Annotated in this window: 16 protein-coding genes and 1 pseudogene; 15 read left to right on the forward strand and 2 right to left on the reverse strand. The window is 59.1% G+C overall.

The window, feature by feature from the left end; genetic code table 11:
• Nucleotides 1–114: 114 nt before the first annotated feature.
• Both HEQ34_RS00030 and HEQ34_RS00035 read right to left on the reverse strand, forming a co-directional pair.
• Nucleotides 115–335: pseudogene (locus tag HEQ34_RS00030) on the reverse strand (transposase); the annotation flags it as partial.
• 216 nt (nucleotides 336–551) lie between these two features.
• Nucleotides 552–1013 carry an Lrp/AsnC family transcriptional regulator gene (locus HEQ34_RS00035; protein WP_296195759.1) on the reverse strand — a complete coding sequence of 154 codons (462 nt, stop codon included), beginning with the start codon at nucleotides 1011–1013 and terminating at the stop codon, nucleotides 552–554.
• A gap of 361 nt (nucleotides 1014–1374) precedes the next feature.
• Between HEQ34_RS00035 and HEQ34_RS00040 the strand changes: the two genes are divergently transcribed.
• From HEQ34_RS00040 to HEQ34_RS00110, 15 genes are all read left to right on the forward strand, one after another.
• Nucleotides 1375–2046, forward strand: coding sequence for a lytic transglycosylase domain-containing protein (locus HEQ34_RS00040; RefSeq protein WP_296195762.1), 672 nt, complete (start codon nucleotides 1375–1377; stop codon nucleotides 2044–2046).
• Nucleotides 2043–2408: a TrbC/VirB2 family protein gene (locus tag HEQ34_RS00045; RefSeq protein ID WP_296195763.1), complete on the forward strand. Its 366-nt coding sequence runs from the start codon at nucleotides 2043–2045 to the stop codon at nucleotides 2406–2408. The genes HEQ34_RS00040 and HEQ34_RS00045 overlap by 4 nt, the downstream gene beginning before the upstream one ends.
• A 4-nt stretch (nucleotides 2409–2412) precedes the next feature.
• The gene (locus HEQ34_RS00050; RefSeq protein ID WP_296195765.1) at nucleotides 2413–2757 is read left to right on the forward strand and encodes a type IV secretion system protein VirB3; all 345 of its coding nucleotides are present in this window, start codon (nucleotides 2413–2415) and stop codon (nucleotides 2755–2757) included.
• Complete coding sequence (locus HEQ34_RS00055; protein ID WP_296195768.1) at nucleotides 2750–5143, forward strand: VirB4 family type IV secretion/conjugal transfer ATPase; 2394 nt, start codon at nucleotides 2750–2752, stop codon at nucleotides 5141–5143. The genes HEQ34_RS00050 and HEQ34_RS00055 overlap by 8 nt, the downstream gene beginning before the upstream one ends.
• Before the next feature lie 20 nt (nucleotides 5144–5163).
• Nucleotides 5164–5868 carry a type IV secretion system protein gene (locus tag HEQ34_RS00060; protein ID WP_296195769.1) on the forward strand — a complete coding sequence of 235 codons (705 nt, stop codon included), beginning with the start codon at nucleotides 5164–5166 and terminating at the stop codon, nucleotides 5866–5868.
• Between the two features lie 2 nt (nucleotides 5869–5870).
• Nucleotides 5871–6122 (forward strand): hypothetical protein, encoded by a 252-nt coding sequence (locus tag HEQ34_RS00065; RefSeq protein WP_296195774.1) that lies wholly within the window; start codon nucleotides 5871–5873, stop codon nucleotides 6120–6122.
• A gap of 9 nt (nucleotides 6123–6131) precedes the next feature.
• Nucleotides 6132–7127, forward strand: coding sequence for a type IV secretion system protein (locus tag HEQ34_RS00070; protein ID WP_296195775.1), 996 nt, complete (start codon nucleotides 6132–6134; stop codon nucleotides 7125–7127).
• 12 nt (nucleotides 7128–7139) lie between these two features.
• Nucleotides 7140–7469 (forward strand): hypothetical protein, encoded by a 330-nt coding sequence (locus HEQ34_RS00075; protein ID WP_296195778.1) that lies wholly within the window; start codon nucleotides 7140–7142, stop codon nucleotides 7467–7469.
• Nucleotides 7470–7474: 5 nt separating this feature from the next.
• The gene (locus HEQ34_RS00080; protein WP_296195781.1) at nucleotides 7475–8161 is read left to right on the forward strand and encodes a virB8 family protein; all 687 of its coding nucleotides are present in this window, start codon (nucleotides 7475–7477) and stop codon (nucleotides 8159–8161) included.
• Nucleotides 8158–9027, forward strand: coding sequence for a P-type conjugative transfer protein VirB9 (gene virB9 / locus HEQ34_RS00085; RefSeq protein WP_296195784.1), 870 nt, complete (start codon nucleotides 8158–8160; stop codon nucleotides 9025–9027). Before HEQ34_RS00080 ends, virB9 begins: the two co-directional genes overlap by 4 nt.
• Entirely contained in the window at nucleotides 9027–10205 is a 1179-nt protein-coding gene (virB10, locus tag HEQ34_RS00090; RefSeq protein WP_296195788.1) for a type IV secretion system protein VirB10, read from the forward strand. The genes virB9 and virB10 overlap by 1 nt, the downstream gene beginning before the upstream one ends.
• 19 nt (nucleotides 10206–10224) lie before the next feature.
• Nucleotides 10225–11235 (forward strand): P-type DNA transfer ATPase VirB11, encoded by a 1011-nt coding sequence (gene virB11, locus HEQ34_RS00095; protein WP_296195790.1) that lies wholly within the window; start codon nucleotides 10225–10227, stop codon nucleotides 11233–11235.
• Nucleotides 11207–13042 carry a type IV secretory system conjugative DNA transfer family protein gene (locus HEQ34_RS00100; RefSeq protein WP_296195793.1) on the forward strand — a complete coding sequence of 612 codons (1836 nt, stop codon included), beginning with the start codon at nucleotides 11207–11209 and terminating at the stop codon, nucleotides 13040–13042. Before virB11 ends, HEQ34_RS00100 begins: the two co-directional genes overlap by 29 nt.
• On the forward strand, nucleotides 13035–13835 hold the full coding sequence (locus HEQ34_RS00105) for an LPD7 domain-containing protein (protein WP_296195794.1): 801 nt from the start codon (nucleotides 13035–13037) through the stop codon (nucleotides 13833–13835). The genes HEQ34_RS00100 and HEQ34_RS00105 overlap by 8 nt, the downstream gene beginning before the upstream one ends.
• A 72-nt stretch (nucleotides 13836–13907) precedes the next feature.
• Nucleotides 13908–15083 carry an ATP-binding protein gene (locus tag HEQ34_RS00110; RefSeq protein ID WP_296195797.1) on the forward strand — a complete coding sequence of 392 codons (1176 nt, stop codon included), beginning with the start codon at nucleotides 13908–13910 and terminating at the stop codon, nucleotides 15081–15083.
• Nucleotides 15084–15222 lie beyond the last annotated feature (139 nt).

Here is a 15222-nt window from a genome sequence, read left to right on the forward strand (position 1 = left end):
AGTCTGATTCAAAATTATCTGATGCAATTTCATTGTCTTGCGAACATCTGGATCGAGGCGATGAACAGCCATGCGGTTGCCGAAGCGATGGTTAGCTCGAAATCCTTGGCGAGGCGGCGGGAAGCACGGCGGAAGCATCCACCACGGCAGGCCGCCACGCAGCAGATACAGGATCGCCTCGACAATCCGCCTGAGCGGCCATTTGCGCGGGCGCCCCACATGCGCGAGGGTGGCGGAAAGAACGGCTCCAGCAGCGCCCATTCTTCATCGGTCAAATCGCTTGGCAAAGCCAGGTCCGCACGGGCAAACTGAACCCGAGTGGTGTCGGTCCATATTGTTGATCTCCGGAAGTTTGTTGCAAAACCCCAGAATCAGCGATCAGGCATGGCGTCAAGCTAACCTACTGATACAAATCAACTTAATTTCGGATCAGGCTCTTAGGGCCCGAGCCTAGTACCAAAATCTGCGGCTCGGCTCTAATCCCAGCTTTTGGGAAAGCTGGGGATCATGTCTGTGGCTATGGTGAATGGTAGCACCCGGGGCACGATAAACTATAACTTAGGAAGCCTTTTGGTGACCGTGACGGATTGGATGACTGCGGTGTCCGTCGAAGCGAACGGCACGAAACGATCAACCACGGCTTGAAGCTCTTGTACATCACATACCACCACTTTTGTTAGAAAGCAGTCTTCCCCGGTGACGCGATCCGCTTCGACAACCTCCGGCGTATCGATGAGCATCTGCTCAACTCTTCTCACTTCACCTGGTCTCGCGTGCATCCGGACATACGCAGCAATGCCAAGTCCGAAAGCTTTGGGATCGATCATAACCGTGTAGCCGCGAATAGCGCCTGCATCTTCAAGCTTGTGAATACGTTCGGTCACGCTGGGGCCGGACATATCGATCTTTTCCGCAAGCTCGCGAACGGTCATACGGCCATTTTCGATCAATTCCGCGATTATCGCTCGATCGGTCTTGTCGAACTGCCGGATTACATAGCGGCTTCGGTTCATAATTCACCCCTAGCTGGATGACGCCAGCGGGGCCTTGTGATTGCGAAGGCAAATGTTCGAATTTGCCTTATTTATTCAGGTCCAGTCAGAGAATCGACCGACCAGGATCGCATCCAGCGATGAACAAAGTGTCCGCAGGATCAAGGTTGAAGGTCAAAAGCCATTACCAGCATCGCTTGTAGAGTCGAAAGGTCAGAAACGCCTTTTTCAAACCATAGCTGACCGGGTGCCCCGGCAGCTATCAATAGTTCAATATTAAATCGGCAATTTCTTGATCGAAATCAACAAATCGGGAGCCGTATTCTATGAACTGCGGGACGCAATACAGTCTGACAGCCAGAATATTTGAGGGACACCTCGGATGACCTATTCTACGGCTGCCTTGCTTGCATTGGCGTCGCAATGCGCACCAAGCGTTGCACCCGAAACGGTGCTGGCCATAATTCAGACTGAAAGCAGCGGCCAACAATTTGCCCTCAATGTCAACGGAGGGCGACAGCCGGCCCGCCAAACCAACGCCGCCGATGCCGCAACTATTGCCCGCAGTTACGTGGCGGCAGGATATTCCGTCGATCTGGGGCTTGGTCAAATCAACTCGCGCAACATGCGCTGGCTTGGCCTGACCTGGGAGACCGTATTCGACCCCTGCACCAATGTCGCGGCCTTGGCCCGTGTCCTCACCACAAACTACAATGCGGTGAAAGCCGGTCGTGATCCGCAAACCGCCCTTCGGGTCGCACTCTCGATGTATAACACGGGCAGCCAGACACGCGGTTTTCGCAATGGCTATGTCGCCAAGGTCATTGGCAACGCAGGCGTCGCGGACACTGGCCTGACATATGCTCAGGCCTTGCCGACAATTGCCGTTGCCCCGCCGGCAAGTGCTGATCTGCGAGAGGCATTGATCTCTGAAAACACAGCGCCCCAGGAAAGGCTCCGCCCGGCTCCACCTCCCAAGTGGAACGTCTTCGAGCGCGCCGCCTACGAACGGGAGACGCAAATCCTCTCTGAGATTGAAAGGCCCAGCATATGAATATCATCCTGAAAGCCGGGCGCGGAGTTGGCATGTGGCGCACATCCTGCGCGGCACGATTCAACAGGCTGCCCAAGACAACGCAAAGTGCAATCATCTGGAGCGTGGCGCTGTTGGCGGCGATGCTGGTCATGCTCGCAAACCCCGACCCTGCCTATGCGCAGAATCTGGAGAGCTTCGCGAGCAACGTGCGCGGGCTGCTTTCATCGACCCTGCTCCGCACGCTCGCCGTGATCGCCGTGATCGTCACCGGCTTGCTCTGGTTTACGGGCCGGGCTTCAACCGCAGTGCTGGTCACGGTGATCATCGGGATCGCCATCGTCTTTTCGGCGGACGCGATCGTCGGCGCGATTGCCGGATAGCGCCATGAATGACGATACCGAACATCCGGTCAAGAACACCCTGTTCCTCGCGGTGACACGCCCGGCGCTTTGGGCGGGCATTCCAATCGAGGCAGCGGTGTTGCTGCTCATTTCAAGCGCCTCGGTGCTGATCTGGAGCAACAGCCCGGTCTATGCCACGCTGGTGGTCGTATTCGGCTATTCGATCTCACGGCTGATCGTCCGCCACGACGTCAATGCCTTCCGCCTGCTGTTCCTTTGGGGGCGAACAAAGCTCGGCAATCGCAACCGCGCGTTCTGGGGCGGAAGCAGCTATTCGCCGCTGCCTCTGGCAGGCCTTCGCCGAAAAGGCTTTGGCCGTCATGGCTAAGCTGCTCCCCTCGACAAATGCGGTGCCGCTGAAAGTGGCGCAGCGAGAGGCAGACCCTGCCAAATTCCTGCCCTATGCGCGGCATTTGAACGAAGACATGGTGGCGCTGGATTCCGGCGACATCATGCTGACTTTCGAGCTGCAAGGCCGTGCGTTCGAGACCGCCGACGTCCGCGACCTCAACGACTGGCATACCAAGCTCAACGGGTTGCTGCGCAACCTCCATGACGAGCGGCTGTCGATCTGGACCCATCTTATCAGAATGCGGGTCGATCAATATCCCGGAGGCACCTTCAAATCAGGGTTCGCGGCCAATCTCGACCGCGCCTATTTCGGGAGGATCAACCGCGAGCGGATGTTCATCAACCGCTTCTTCGTCACATTGGTAATCCGCCCAGGTGCCACGGGCAGCGACAAGATCATCCAGTTGTTCAAACGTCGCGTTTCCAAAGTGGTGCGGCAAGGACCGATGCTCGATGAGGCGCTGGTCGAGCTGCTCGATGACAAGGCGCGCGATTTCGAGAAGCTGATGTCGCGCTGCGAACCGCGCCGCTGCGCGACCTACGAACATCGCGGCCTGATGTTTTCGGAAACGATGGAAGTGGCCGACATGGTGATGACAGGTCGCCACCGCCGCGTTCCTGTCGTGCGCGGGCATCTCGGCGGCGCTCTCTATCGCTCGCGCACCATCTTCGGCGCGGAAACCATCGAAGTGCGCGATGCCGATGCTTCGGCATTTGGCGGGATCTTCGGCATCCGCGAATATCCCGCCCAAACCACGCCGCGCCAGTTCGAGGCACTGCTGTCGGTCGATTTCGGGTTCGTGCTGACGCAGAGCTTCACTTTCCTCGGGCGGGCCGCTGCGACCGAAAAATTCCGGCTGCGGATGACGCAGATGGAAAATGCCGGCGACCGCGCCGTGAGCCAGGCAGATGCGCTGATCGAGGCGAGTGACGATCTGATGTCGAACCGCTTCGTGCTGGGCGATCATCATTTCACGCTCGCGGTCTATGCCGATAGCGTCAGAGCGTTACGCGATCATATGTCGGTCGCAAGGGCTGCGCTTGCCGATACCGGCATGGTGGCAGCCCGCGAAGGGGCGGCGCTTGAAGCGGCCTATTGGTCGCAGCTCGTCGGCAATTTTGCTTGGCGCGCCCGGCCCGCACCAATCACCTCGCTCAACTTCGCAGCTTTCTCCCCTTTCCATACATTCCCGGCAGGAAGTGCCAACGGTAATCATTGGGGGGATGCAATTGCCCTACTCAAAACCAATGCCCGCAGCCCGTATTTCTTTAATTTCCACAAAGGTGATCTCGGCCACACCCTCATCATCGGGCCATCGGGCGGTGGCAAGACCGTACTGCTCAACTTCCTGATGGCGCAGACCGAGAAGACCGGCGCACGGCAGATATTCATCGACAAGGACCGCGGCGCGCAAATCTTTGTGCAGGCAAGCGGCGGCACCTATCTCGCCCTTCACAACGGCGTCCCGACCGGCTTTTCCCCGCTCAAGGCGCTGGCCAACAAGGCCGAGGACAAAACGTTTCTGTCGCTGTTCATCCGCCAGCTCGTCCGCGCGGACGGCAAACCGATTTCGGTCCAGGAAGAACGGCTGATCGAAGACGGTATCAATGCCGTAATGAAGCTCGACGTTGCTGATCGTTCGCTTAGCGCGCTCCGCTCGATGCTTGGCATGAAGGATGCTAGCGGCGTCGGTGCACGGCTCGAAAAATGGACGTCTGAAGGATCGCTTGGCTGGGTGTTCGACAATCCGGCGGACTCAATGACGCTCGACGCGCGGTTCATGGGCTTCGACATGACCGACTTTCTCGAAAATGCTGACATTCGCACGCCGGTCATGCTGTATCTGTTCCACCGCATTGACCAGCTCCTCACCGGCGAGCGGATGGTGATCTGCATCGACGAATTTTGGAAGGCACTTGGCGACGAGGCGTTCCGCCGCTTCGCCCAGGACGGCCTCAAAACCTACCGCAAGCGCAACGCGGTGCTGGTGTTCGCCACGCAGTCACCTGCCGACGCGCTCAAGAGCGACATCAGCCATTCGATTCTTGAACAGGTCGCCACCAAAATCCTGCTGCCCAACCCGTTCGGGGCGCGGCGCGATTACGTCGAAGGCTTCGCGCTGTCCGAAGCCGAATTCAAACTAGTGCGCGAGGAGCTTGCGCCCGAAAGCCACAAGTTTCTGGTCAAGCAAGGCCATGACAGCGTCGTGGTGGAACTCGATCTTGCCGGTCTCGATGACGAACTGGCCGTGCTGTCGGGTCGTGCGGAAACCACTGCCGTTGCTGACGAGATTATTGCCGAGGTGGGAAGCGATCCCGCCGTCTGGCTCCCGCTCTTCCACCGTCGGAGGCGTCCTAGCTGAACTGAAAGAAAGGTAAGTCGATGAAGAATTTGACCAAAGCACTGAGCGCAACATTGCTGTTCGCGGCCCCATTGCCAGCATTTGCGCAAGGTATGCCTGTCCATGACAGCGCAAGTCTGGTCCAGCAAATCAACGCCGTCAGGCAAGCGCTTCAAGTTGTCGCTCAGGGCAAGCAGCAAATAGCCGAGGCCCAAAAGCTCTATCAGGATTTGAACAAGCTCACCGACATTCCGGCGCTGGCACAGCAGCTCAAATCCGATGCCTTGCGCGAACTCGACATATCGGGCGGCTCGCTCGAAGGCTTTGGCAACGGCAATCTCGATGTAGTCGGCGCGGGCCGCGCCAAGGCCGATGCGGTGTATCGCGATCTGCTTGGGCAGTTGGGCCTTGCCGGCTCCGAACAATCCCGCACGGCTTATGATCTCAATGCTCGCAACATTGGTATCAATGCCGGTCTCGCCGAGAATATGGGCGCTGCCGTCACGGCGCGGGCGCAAGGTCTCGACCAATTGCGCAGCCGCTTGGGCAGCGCGGTAACGGCGAAGGAAGTGGCGGACCTGACGGCACGGCTGCAACTTGAATCCGCCGCGATGCAGAACGACCAGCTCCGCTTGCAGGCCATTGGCTTGCAGCAAGAGGCGCAGGAACGCCATCGCGCGGCCGAAGGGCAAGCGGCCCTCGCCCAAAAGCTCGACGCAGCAAGCCGCTACTATCGCGGGCAATGACGATGCGGACAGCGATCATCTGCACGGGGCTTCTGTTGGCGGGGTGTGGTAGGTCCACACCCCAAGCCGACATGCCGGCCCGGACATGGCGATACTATGTCGCCAATCCTGGCGAGATCGAGCCGATGCAGAAGATTTGCCGGGAGTGGGCAGGCTCAAATGCCCCTTCGGACACGCAACCTGCCGTCGTCACCACCAACTGCCGCGCGGCAGCATTCGCCAAATCGCAAATAACCGCCAAGCCCAAGGATTGAGCATCCGATATGGATTTCAGCGATCATGTTTTCACCACGATGTTCGATGCGCTCAACAATGCGCTTGCGGGCATCGTGGGGAAATACGCGGCCGTGATCGGCATCGTTTCCCCCGCACTGCGCATCGGGATCGTGATCTACATCTCGCTGCTCGGCTATGCGATCATGCGCGGCGCGGTCCAATATCCATTCCGTGAATATGCCTATCGCGGGTGCCAGCTCGCATTTCTCTATTTTGCCGTGACCTCGCTCTACGGAAGCCAGATCGGCATGTTCGCGCTAGGCGGTCTTCCCAGCCAGTTCGCCAGCGCGCTGGGCGGTTCGGACGTCGGCGGCCTTGGCGGATATTATGACAAGCTCGCAGGAACCGGTTTCGAGACTGCCAACACGATGCGCAAGATCGCGGCCGATTATCAGCAAACCCAAGGCACGCTCCCCGACATAGGATGTGCGGTCTTTTCCGGCTTTCTCGTGGTGATGGTGATCGTCGCCACCTTGCTCTGCGCGGCCATCGGCTTCGTGATCAGCGCCTTCGGACTATTTGCACTCGCCCTATTGTCGGTCGTCGGGCCATTGTTCGTGGCGGCTTTGCTGTTCGAATCCACGCGCGGCTATTTCTTCGCCTGGCTGGGGGCCTGCATCAACTATCTGATGCTGATCGTGTTTGCGCTCGTGCTGACATTGTTCCTGACGCAGACCGGCGATGCAATCATCGCCACGATTTCCGAGAATGACGAAATCGGCATGGCCGCGATCAAGGCGCTGGCCTTCTACGCGCTCGGCTTCTTTTTCTTCCTGCAAATTCCGATGCTGGCCGCTTCGCTGGGCGGCGGCGGGCCTGCACTCGCCAATCAATTTGCATCGGCCATTGCAGCGGCGGGCGGGTTCGTCGCCGGGCGCGGTGCTACGGGCGCTCAAGCGACCAGCCGCGCCATCGAACGCGGCTTTGCCCGCGGCATCGCGCGGATGCGGACATCTGGCTCGGTCAGCCGTGGAACAACATAAAAGGACAGGCTCATGGGTAAGCGTATCATAGGCATCTTGGCGGCACTGGCGCTGATCGCGCCCCTTAATCCCGGAATTGCCGCATCGAAATCGCCCAAACTGGCCAAGTGCGATGGCAAGCAGCGCCGCCCGGCCAATCCCTATGGTTCGATCCTGCCAAGCGTCGATCCTTTGGGCGCAAATTCCACACCGGCAGGCCAGACGCCAGAACGCAAGGGCGTCGAGGTGTTCCCCGGCAACGCCCCCGACGCACCAAAGCCCGCAAAACCGGATGGCAGATCAGAGCGCCAAGTGCCGCCGATCAGTAGCCTGTCCCCATCAACCTCCAACCAGAGCTGCTAAGCGTCATGGCGGGCGGCGTTACCGATAAGGATGATCTCAAAACCTATTTTGCGGAAGCCGCTAGCTGGGACCACGACCGCCTGATCGCGGCCAATCGCTCGAAGAGGCTGGCGTGGATGGCTGCGGCGGTCGCAAGCGGCCTTGCCATCACCGGGGTTGCTGCTGTGGTGGTGCTGACGCCGCTCAAGACTGTCGCGCCCTATGTCATCACCGTCGATAAGGCGACCGGCGCGAGTGAGATAACCTCACCGATGTCCGGCGATAAGCAAATCACCTATAACGAGGCCGTCGCCAAATATTTCCTCGCCGATTATGTCCGTAACCGCGAGGGCTGGATACCGCAGGCGCGACAAGAGTTCTTCGAGGGCGTTCTGGCGATGTCGTCACGCGAAGAGCAAGCGCGGTGGACGGCCTTTTACAGCAAGGACAATCCCAAGTCGCCGCAATCGGTTTTCACCGATCTCGATACGGTGTTCATCGCGATCAAGTCAGTCACCTTCGTTTCTGCGAAGGTTGCGCAGATACGCTTCACCAAGACGCTTCAGCGCGGCTCCGTCGTGACTGACACTCCCGCCATTGCGACCGTGACTTACGACACGACCGATACGCCGACGACTGAGCAGCAACGATTCAAAAACCCGTTGGGACTGGAGGTGCAGACCTACCGCGCCGATCTGGAGGTAACACAATGAAAAGAATGAGCTGCCTAACGGCAATTGCGCTGCTGCTTACCAGCGAACCGGCACTGCCTGCCGAAACCCCGCACCCAACGGCACAGGACAATCGCATCCGCGAAGTAATCTACAGCGACACCCAGGTTTTTCGCATCGTCGGCGTGTTCCGCTCCGCCACCCAGATCGTATTTTCGCCCGGCGAGCGAGTCGAACATGTCGCGCTTGGCGATACGGTGTCATGGGAAGTCGCTCCGGCAGAAAACTCGCTCTTTATCAAACCACGCGAGCTTGCGGGGGCCACCAACCTGATCGTTATTACCCGGTCCAGCACGGGCAATCGCACCTATACATTCGAGCTGTCGGCAAGGCGCGAGGCCATCGGTGCGCGTTCGCCTGACACATTCTTCAAGGTCGTGTTCCGCTATCCGCGCGAAGAAGCCGCCGCTGCACAAGCGGCGGCAACGCAGGCCGCCTACACCCAGGCCGTTGCGTTGCAAGCAGGCGCGATCCGCTCGGCGCTTGATCTCGCTGTCCTCGAAGGCAAGCGCAATTTGAGCTACTCGGTGCAAGGGTCGCCCGCGATCCAGCCTTCCGAAATCACCGATAACGGTCAATTCACGGCGCTGCGCTTCCCCAATCAACGCGAACTTCCGGCATTCTTCGCGGTCAATCCAGATGGCAGCGAAAGCATCGTTCCCTTCGATGTCAGGGATGAGTTTGTCGTGATTCACGGCGTCTTTTCTCAGCTCCGCCTGCGTCGCGGCAGAGAGGTGCTGTGCGTGTTCAACGGAGCCCGTGATTTTTACGGCCGTGACCCGAGGACGGGAACAGCATCCAGCATTGTCGAACGCACGCCAAGTCAAGAAAATGGGGAGCCAAAGTGATGGCCGAAATGTCAAAAGGCGAGCGCGCAACCGTCGATCAAACCCCCGACCCGCAGGACATTGACCGCGCCCCGGCAACCGAACGTGCCAGCAAAATGCCGTCGATACCCGGCACAGCAATGGACCCGAAAAAGATGATCGGCTTTGCCGCTGCTGCCGGAGCCATCATGTTCACGGTGCTGGCGCTTGGGACCGGCCTGACGGGCAACTCCACGCTTCCTCCGGTCAAGCCCAAACCGGCTCTCGAACCCGCGCAATATGATCCCGCAAGCGTTATCGCGCCGACGCTCGCGGGTGCAGCGACTGATCCCAATGCACCAATTGGCGTGGGAGAACCGATTGTCCCCGCAATTGGTGCCGGGCCGGGGTCATCGCAGATTCCTCCGCCCGCCGCACAGCAAGTCCGCCAGCCATCGCAAGCCGAAGCGCTCCGCGAAGCGGCGCGGCGATCATCGCTGATTGCCTATGGCGGCGAACGTGACAGTGGCAGCGCGGGCGTTCGATACAGCGATAATGGCGGTGCGGCATATGCCGGACGCCAACCTTCGCAGCCGTCAACCAATCTCGATACGCTTCGTCAGGCATCGGTAATCGGACAGGTGCAGGCCCGCCCGCTCCCCGATCGCAATTTCCTGATAACAGCCGGCAGCTTCATCCCCTGCGTCCTGCAATCCGCGATGGACTCAAGCCAGCCCGGTTATGTGAGCTGCATCGTCCCCCGCAATATCTACTCCGACAATGGCCGGGTCGTGCTGATGGAAAAAGGCACGAAGATCGTTGGCGAATATCAAGGTGGCCTCAATCGCGGCCAATACCGGCTATTCGTGCTGTGGACGCGCGCCGTCACCCCGCGCGGCATCGCAATTGATGTGGCTTCACCCGCTACCGATGCGCTCGGTCGCGGCGGGATGGATGGACGGGTCGATAACTTTTTCTGGCAACGCTTCGGCACCGCGTTGCTGTTCAGCTTGGTCGAAGATGCGGCGACTGTCGGCTCGGAAGCGATAGGAAACAGCGCATCCAATACCACCCGCGTTCCATCCGATGCGGCTTCGACGATCCTGCAACAAAACTCCCAGATCAAGCCGGTTTTGCGCAAAAATCAGGGTGAAGATGTCGGCATCACCGTCGCCCAGGATTTCGATTTCTCGACCGTTTACGGCCTCAGTCTCAAATAGTGGCTGCTCGGGGAAAATAATGGCGGCTCCGGGCAAAAATACCGCTGTCCTCGACAGCGTGACTGCGCCCTTACGCAAATATCTCGATGACGAGCGTGTGACCGAACTCGTCATCAACCGACCCGGCGAAGTCGGCATTGAACGCCGTGGAGGCTGGACATGGGAAAGCGAACCAAGTCTCGATTTCAAGAATCTGATGGCGTTGGCGACGGCTGCGGCGGCGTTCACTTCGCAGGACGTTACCCGCGAAAATCCCATTGTATCGACAATCTTCCCAACCGGCGAACGGGTGCAAATCATCGTGCCGCCCGTCGTCCCAGATGAAACCGTGTCGGTCACGGTGCGCAAGCCATCGACCGTCACGATGACGCTGGCGGATTTCGAGGCGGCGGGGCTGTTCAGGGAAACGCGCATAGCTGAAAAACAGGTGTCGGCCCAGGAGCTGGACTTGCTCACGTTGCTCAAAGCAGGCCGCCATGTTGAATTCTTCGACGGCGCAGTGAAGGCGCGGCTCAACATCCTGATCTCCGGCGCGACCGGATCGGGAAAGACCACGCTGTCCAAGGGATTGATCCAGCTCATCCCGCCAGAGGAACGGTTGCTGACGATCGAGGACACGCGCGAACTGATCGTCCCGCACAAAAATGTGGTCCACATGCTCTATGCCAAGGACGGCCAGGGCACGGCCAATGTCACGGCAAAGCATTTGCTCGAAAGCGCGCTGCGGATGCGCCCCGACCGTATTTTGCTCCAGGAATTGCGTGACGGGACGGCGTTCTTTTACCTGCGCAACGTGAACTCCGGCCATCCCGGCTCGATCACGACCATCCATGCCGATTCCGCCGAACTGGCGTTCGAGCAACTGACCTTGCTGGTCAAGGAAAGCGAAGGCGGCTCCGATCTGGCGCGCCGCGATATTCGCGCGCTGCTCAAAATGCTCGTCGATGTCGTCGTCCAGACCAAGAAAACCGATGGCGAGTTTCGCGTGACGGAGATCTATTATGACCCAGAGAGCAGGCACCTCGCCTGACGGCGGGGCGGCACGATTGCTGATCGCCATCCCGCTTGGGGCTGTGATCGCGCTCGCCATTGCCAGTATGATTGGTTGGGTGGTGCTGGGCCTTCCGGTGGCGGCTTATGACCCACTCAAAATGCCTCAATTTGTCTGGTATTATCGTGGCGATCCACACGTCGTGAAGGCGATGGCGGGTGGTTTGGTGGGCAGTCTCACGCTGCTCGCTGGGCTGATCTATGCCCTCTGGGCGCGCGGTGCGCCTCTCCACGGCGCTGCACGTTTTGCCAATGAACGTGAACTCAAACGGCATGGTTTCCGTTCGGCCTCTGGCATACTCGTCGGACGTAAGGGCGGGCGCTTCCTGACCTTTGGCGGGAGCGAGCATGTCCTTGTCGAAGCGCCAACCCGTTCGGGTAAAGGCATTGGCATCGTCATTCCCAACCTGCTGACATGGGCTGGTTCCGTCGTCGTTCTCGACGTCAAACGCGAAAATTTCGATGCGACTGCGGGGTTCCGCGCGCATTATGGCCAGCAGGTCTTCCTGTTCAACCCGACTGACCGGCAGGGACGCACCGTGCGCTATAACCCGCTCGCCTATATCGACCGCAGCGACCCCGACGATGTGATCATCGAGCTGCAAAAGATCGCAACGATGCTGTTCAACGTGCCAGAACGCGGCGAAGCCTTTTGGGCAAATGGCGCGCGGACAGGATTTGCCGGTGTCGGAGCCTGGCTCGCTGAAACAAGCGACGAACCGCTGACGATGGGCGCAATTTACCGCCATCTGACCGAAGGCGATGCGCGCAGCTTCTTCAAAAAGGAACTGGTCATTCCCAAACTCAGCCTGTCCACGGGATGCCGAACGGCACTCACTGATTTTGCCGGTGGTTCCGACAACAGCTTTGCCGACATCAAGAAGACCATCACCAATGTCCTTGGCCTATGGCTCAACCCTCTTGTGGATGCGGCAACGTCCGCGAGCGATTTTGATCTGCGCGATCTGCGAAAGCGCCACATTTCAATCTATCTCGGTGTTTCACCTGACGAACTCGACCGCATCGCTCCGCTCTACAACTTGCTTTTTCAGCAACTGATTGACCTGAATGTCCGGGAATTGCCCAACGAAACTACCCCAGTCCCCGTGCTGGTCATCCTCGATGAATTCGCCCGGCTTGGCCGCGCATCGGTCCTCGCCAGCGCCTTTTCCTACGTCGCTGGCTACGGCATCCGCCTGCTCCCGGTGATCCAGTCTCGCTCGCAATTGCGCGGTGTTTATGGTGAGCATTTGGCCGATGAAATCGTCGCCAACTGCGGGGTTGAAGTCGCTTTCACACCTAAGGAACTTCGTGTTGCAAACGAGCTGTCGGATCGCATCGGTTATGTCGGGCAGGAGAGTGTCACCCGGTCCCTCACGATAAACGGCCTGCTCGCCAACCGATCAAAATCAATTTCCGATCAGCGCCGCGCCTTGCTGCTGCCCCAGGAGCTGATGCAATTTCCGACGGACAGACTGCTACTGCTACGGGGCGGTATCCCGCCGATCATCGGCACCAAGATTTTCTACTACAAGAGCCGCTTCTTCAAGAATCGGGCATTTCCGCCGCCTGTGGTGTCGGCGCTCGAAAAACAAACTCTCGTGGCACTTGCTCCCACACCGTTCCGCGACATGACCGATGAAGAGGCAGAGGGAAACCCCGCCTATCCGCTGACGCCGGACGACATCCGCACCGAAGACTATCCGAGTTTCTGTGCCGATCTCCTGACTTTGGATCGTCACGGCAACGCAAGCATCATCATAGAGGAAGGCGATGAAAATGGCTGATGAACTTGAAGGAAGCGTGCCTTCGGGGCGCAGCCGGCCAACTGAGCCGAAGCAGGCCAAGCCCAAGCAGGTCACGGCGAAGGCTGCCCCGGAAAAACCAAAGCGCAAGTCCGAGCCGCCCACAATCACCGACGACCTGACCGGCAAATTTCTGCGCGTCGGTAACAAGCTCTATCGCACCTCCGACGACAAGACCCCGATCGTGCGGATCGCGGGCGATCGGCTCAAGACCAGCAATATCGACGCCCTTCCCGACATCATACGGATTGCCAAGGCGAACGGCTGGACGTCAATCAAGGTAGGTGGTGGCGACACGTTCAAGAAGGCGGCATACCTCGCCGCCGCCGCGCAAGGGCTGGCGGTCGAGAATTATAGGCCAACCAAGGTAGTCCAGGCCGAAGCCGACCGTCTCCGAGAAAGGATCGCCGAACGAGAAAAACGTCGAGAGGGTCAGAAGGCTGGCACGAAACCGCCGCAGACCGAAGGTGAAATGAGTAAGCTCAAAGCCCTCTCGGATCGATTCCTGCGCCAATCACACGCCGAGAATGCCCGTGACCCAGACCTGCGCCGCGCGCAAAGTCTGGTTGCCCAGACCATTTCGATCACCCGCGCGAAATATCCTGACGATCCGGCCAAGGCGACAAAGGAGGTCGAAGCCAGACGCCAGGAGGTTGCGCTTCGCATCGCCAAAGGCGACAAGATCGCCGTCATTCAGGTGCGGAACCAACAGGCTCAAAGAGTGCGCGACATCACGCAGGAACAGGCGTTGCAGCGTGATGGCCGATCTCGCTAGGCCGCTGAATATGCCGCCGGTCAAGATTGATTGTTCCTTGCAAATCAAAATCAATGGTTTTAATCTGCAAGGATGATCGAGCGATACATTATTCCCCGTCTGAACCAAGCCCTTGGCCGTCAGGCATCGGTGGCCTTGATCGGACCGCGCCAAGCTGGAAAAACCACGCTGGCCCGTGCGATTGGTGACAGTCGGCCATCGGTCTATCTCGATCTTGAAGCAGAGCGAGATCGCGCACGGCTGGCTGATCCTGATGACTTTCTCAAACGCCATGCCGATGAACTTGTCATTCTCGATGAAATCCACCGGATGCCCGCGTTGTTTGAAGAGTTGCGGGGGATCATCGACGAAGGCAGGCGCGCGGGCAAACGAACCGGGCGATTCCTCATGCTCGGGTCAGCGGCCATCGACCTGCTCCGCCAGTCGAGCGAGAGCCTTGCGGGCCGAATCGAATATGTCGAACTCGCCCCCATTACTGCCATCGAATGTGCTGACGACTTAGGCGTCATGTCGCTGTGGTTGCGCGGTGGGTTTCCTGACAGCCTGCTTGCCGCCAGCGACTCCGACAGTCTCGCCATTCGCCTGAGCTTCATTCGCACCTATCTTGAGCGCGATGTGCCAATGTTCGGTCCGCGCATCCCGGCCGAAATGCTCGAACGATTCTGGAAGATGCTTGCCCATGTGCAGGGCAGCTTGCTCAATGCGTCGCGTCTGGCGTCGAGCATGGCAATATCTGCGCCTACGGTGACGAGCTATCTCGGGCTGCTGGTCGATCTGCTGCTCGTCCGCCGTTTGCCGCCGTATCATGTCAATGTGGGCAAGCGGCTGGTCAAGTCGCCCAAGACCTATATCCGCGATAGTGGCCTGACCCATGCACTACTCGGCATTGAAACGCTGGACGATCTCCTTGGCCATCCCGTCGCGGGGCCAAGTTGGGAAGGCTTTGTCATCGAGAGCCTGCTTGCCGTCGCCCCAATTGGCACCCGTGCGAGCTTCTACCGGACATCTGCGGGGGCGGAGATTGACCTGATCCTTGAGATGGGCGCGCGTCACGGCACCTGGGCCATTGAAATCAAACGCACCCGCGCACCACAGGTCGAAAAGGGGTTCAGGATCGCCCTTGATGACATCAAACCAGACCGTGCCTTCGTCGTCTATGGTGGCGAAGATGGGTTCCCGATGGGCAACGGTGTCGAGGCTGTCAGTGTGCGTGGGCTTGCGGCGGCAATCGCTACGCTTTCATCGTGAATTCGTAGCCAAAGTGGAATGGTTAAATCTACCCGCAAGGTGATCACCAGAGAATGACAGAGTCAGCGCCAGAATGGTTCCAAATTAGCGAACTCGCGACTTCCCAGGTCATGAGCCGCATTGCCGCCGCAGTTTCGGC

The organism is Sphingorhabdus sp., from assembly GCF_023910635.1.
Taxonomy (GTDB): Bacteria; Pseudomonadota; Alphaproteobacteria; order Sphingomonadales; family Sphingomonadaceae; genus Sphingorhabdus_B.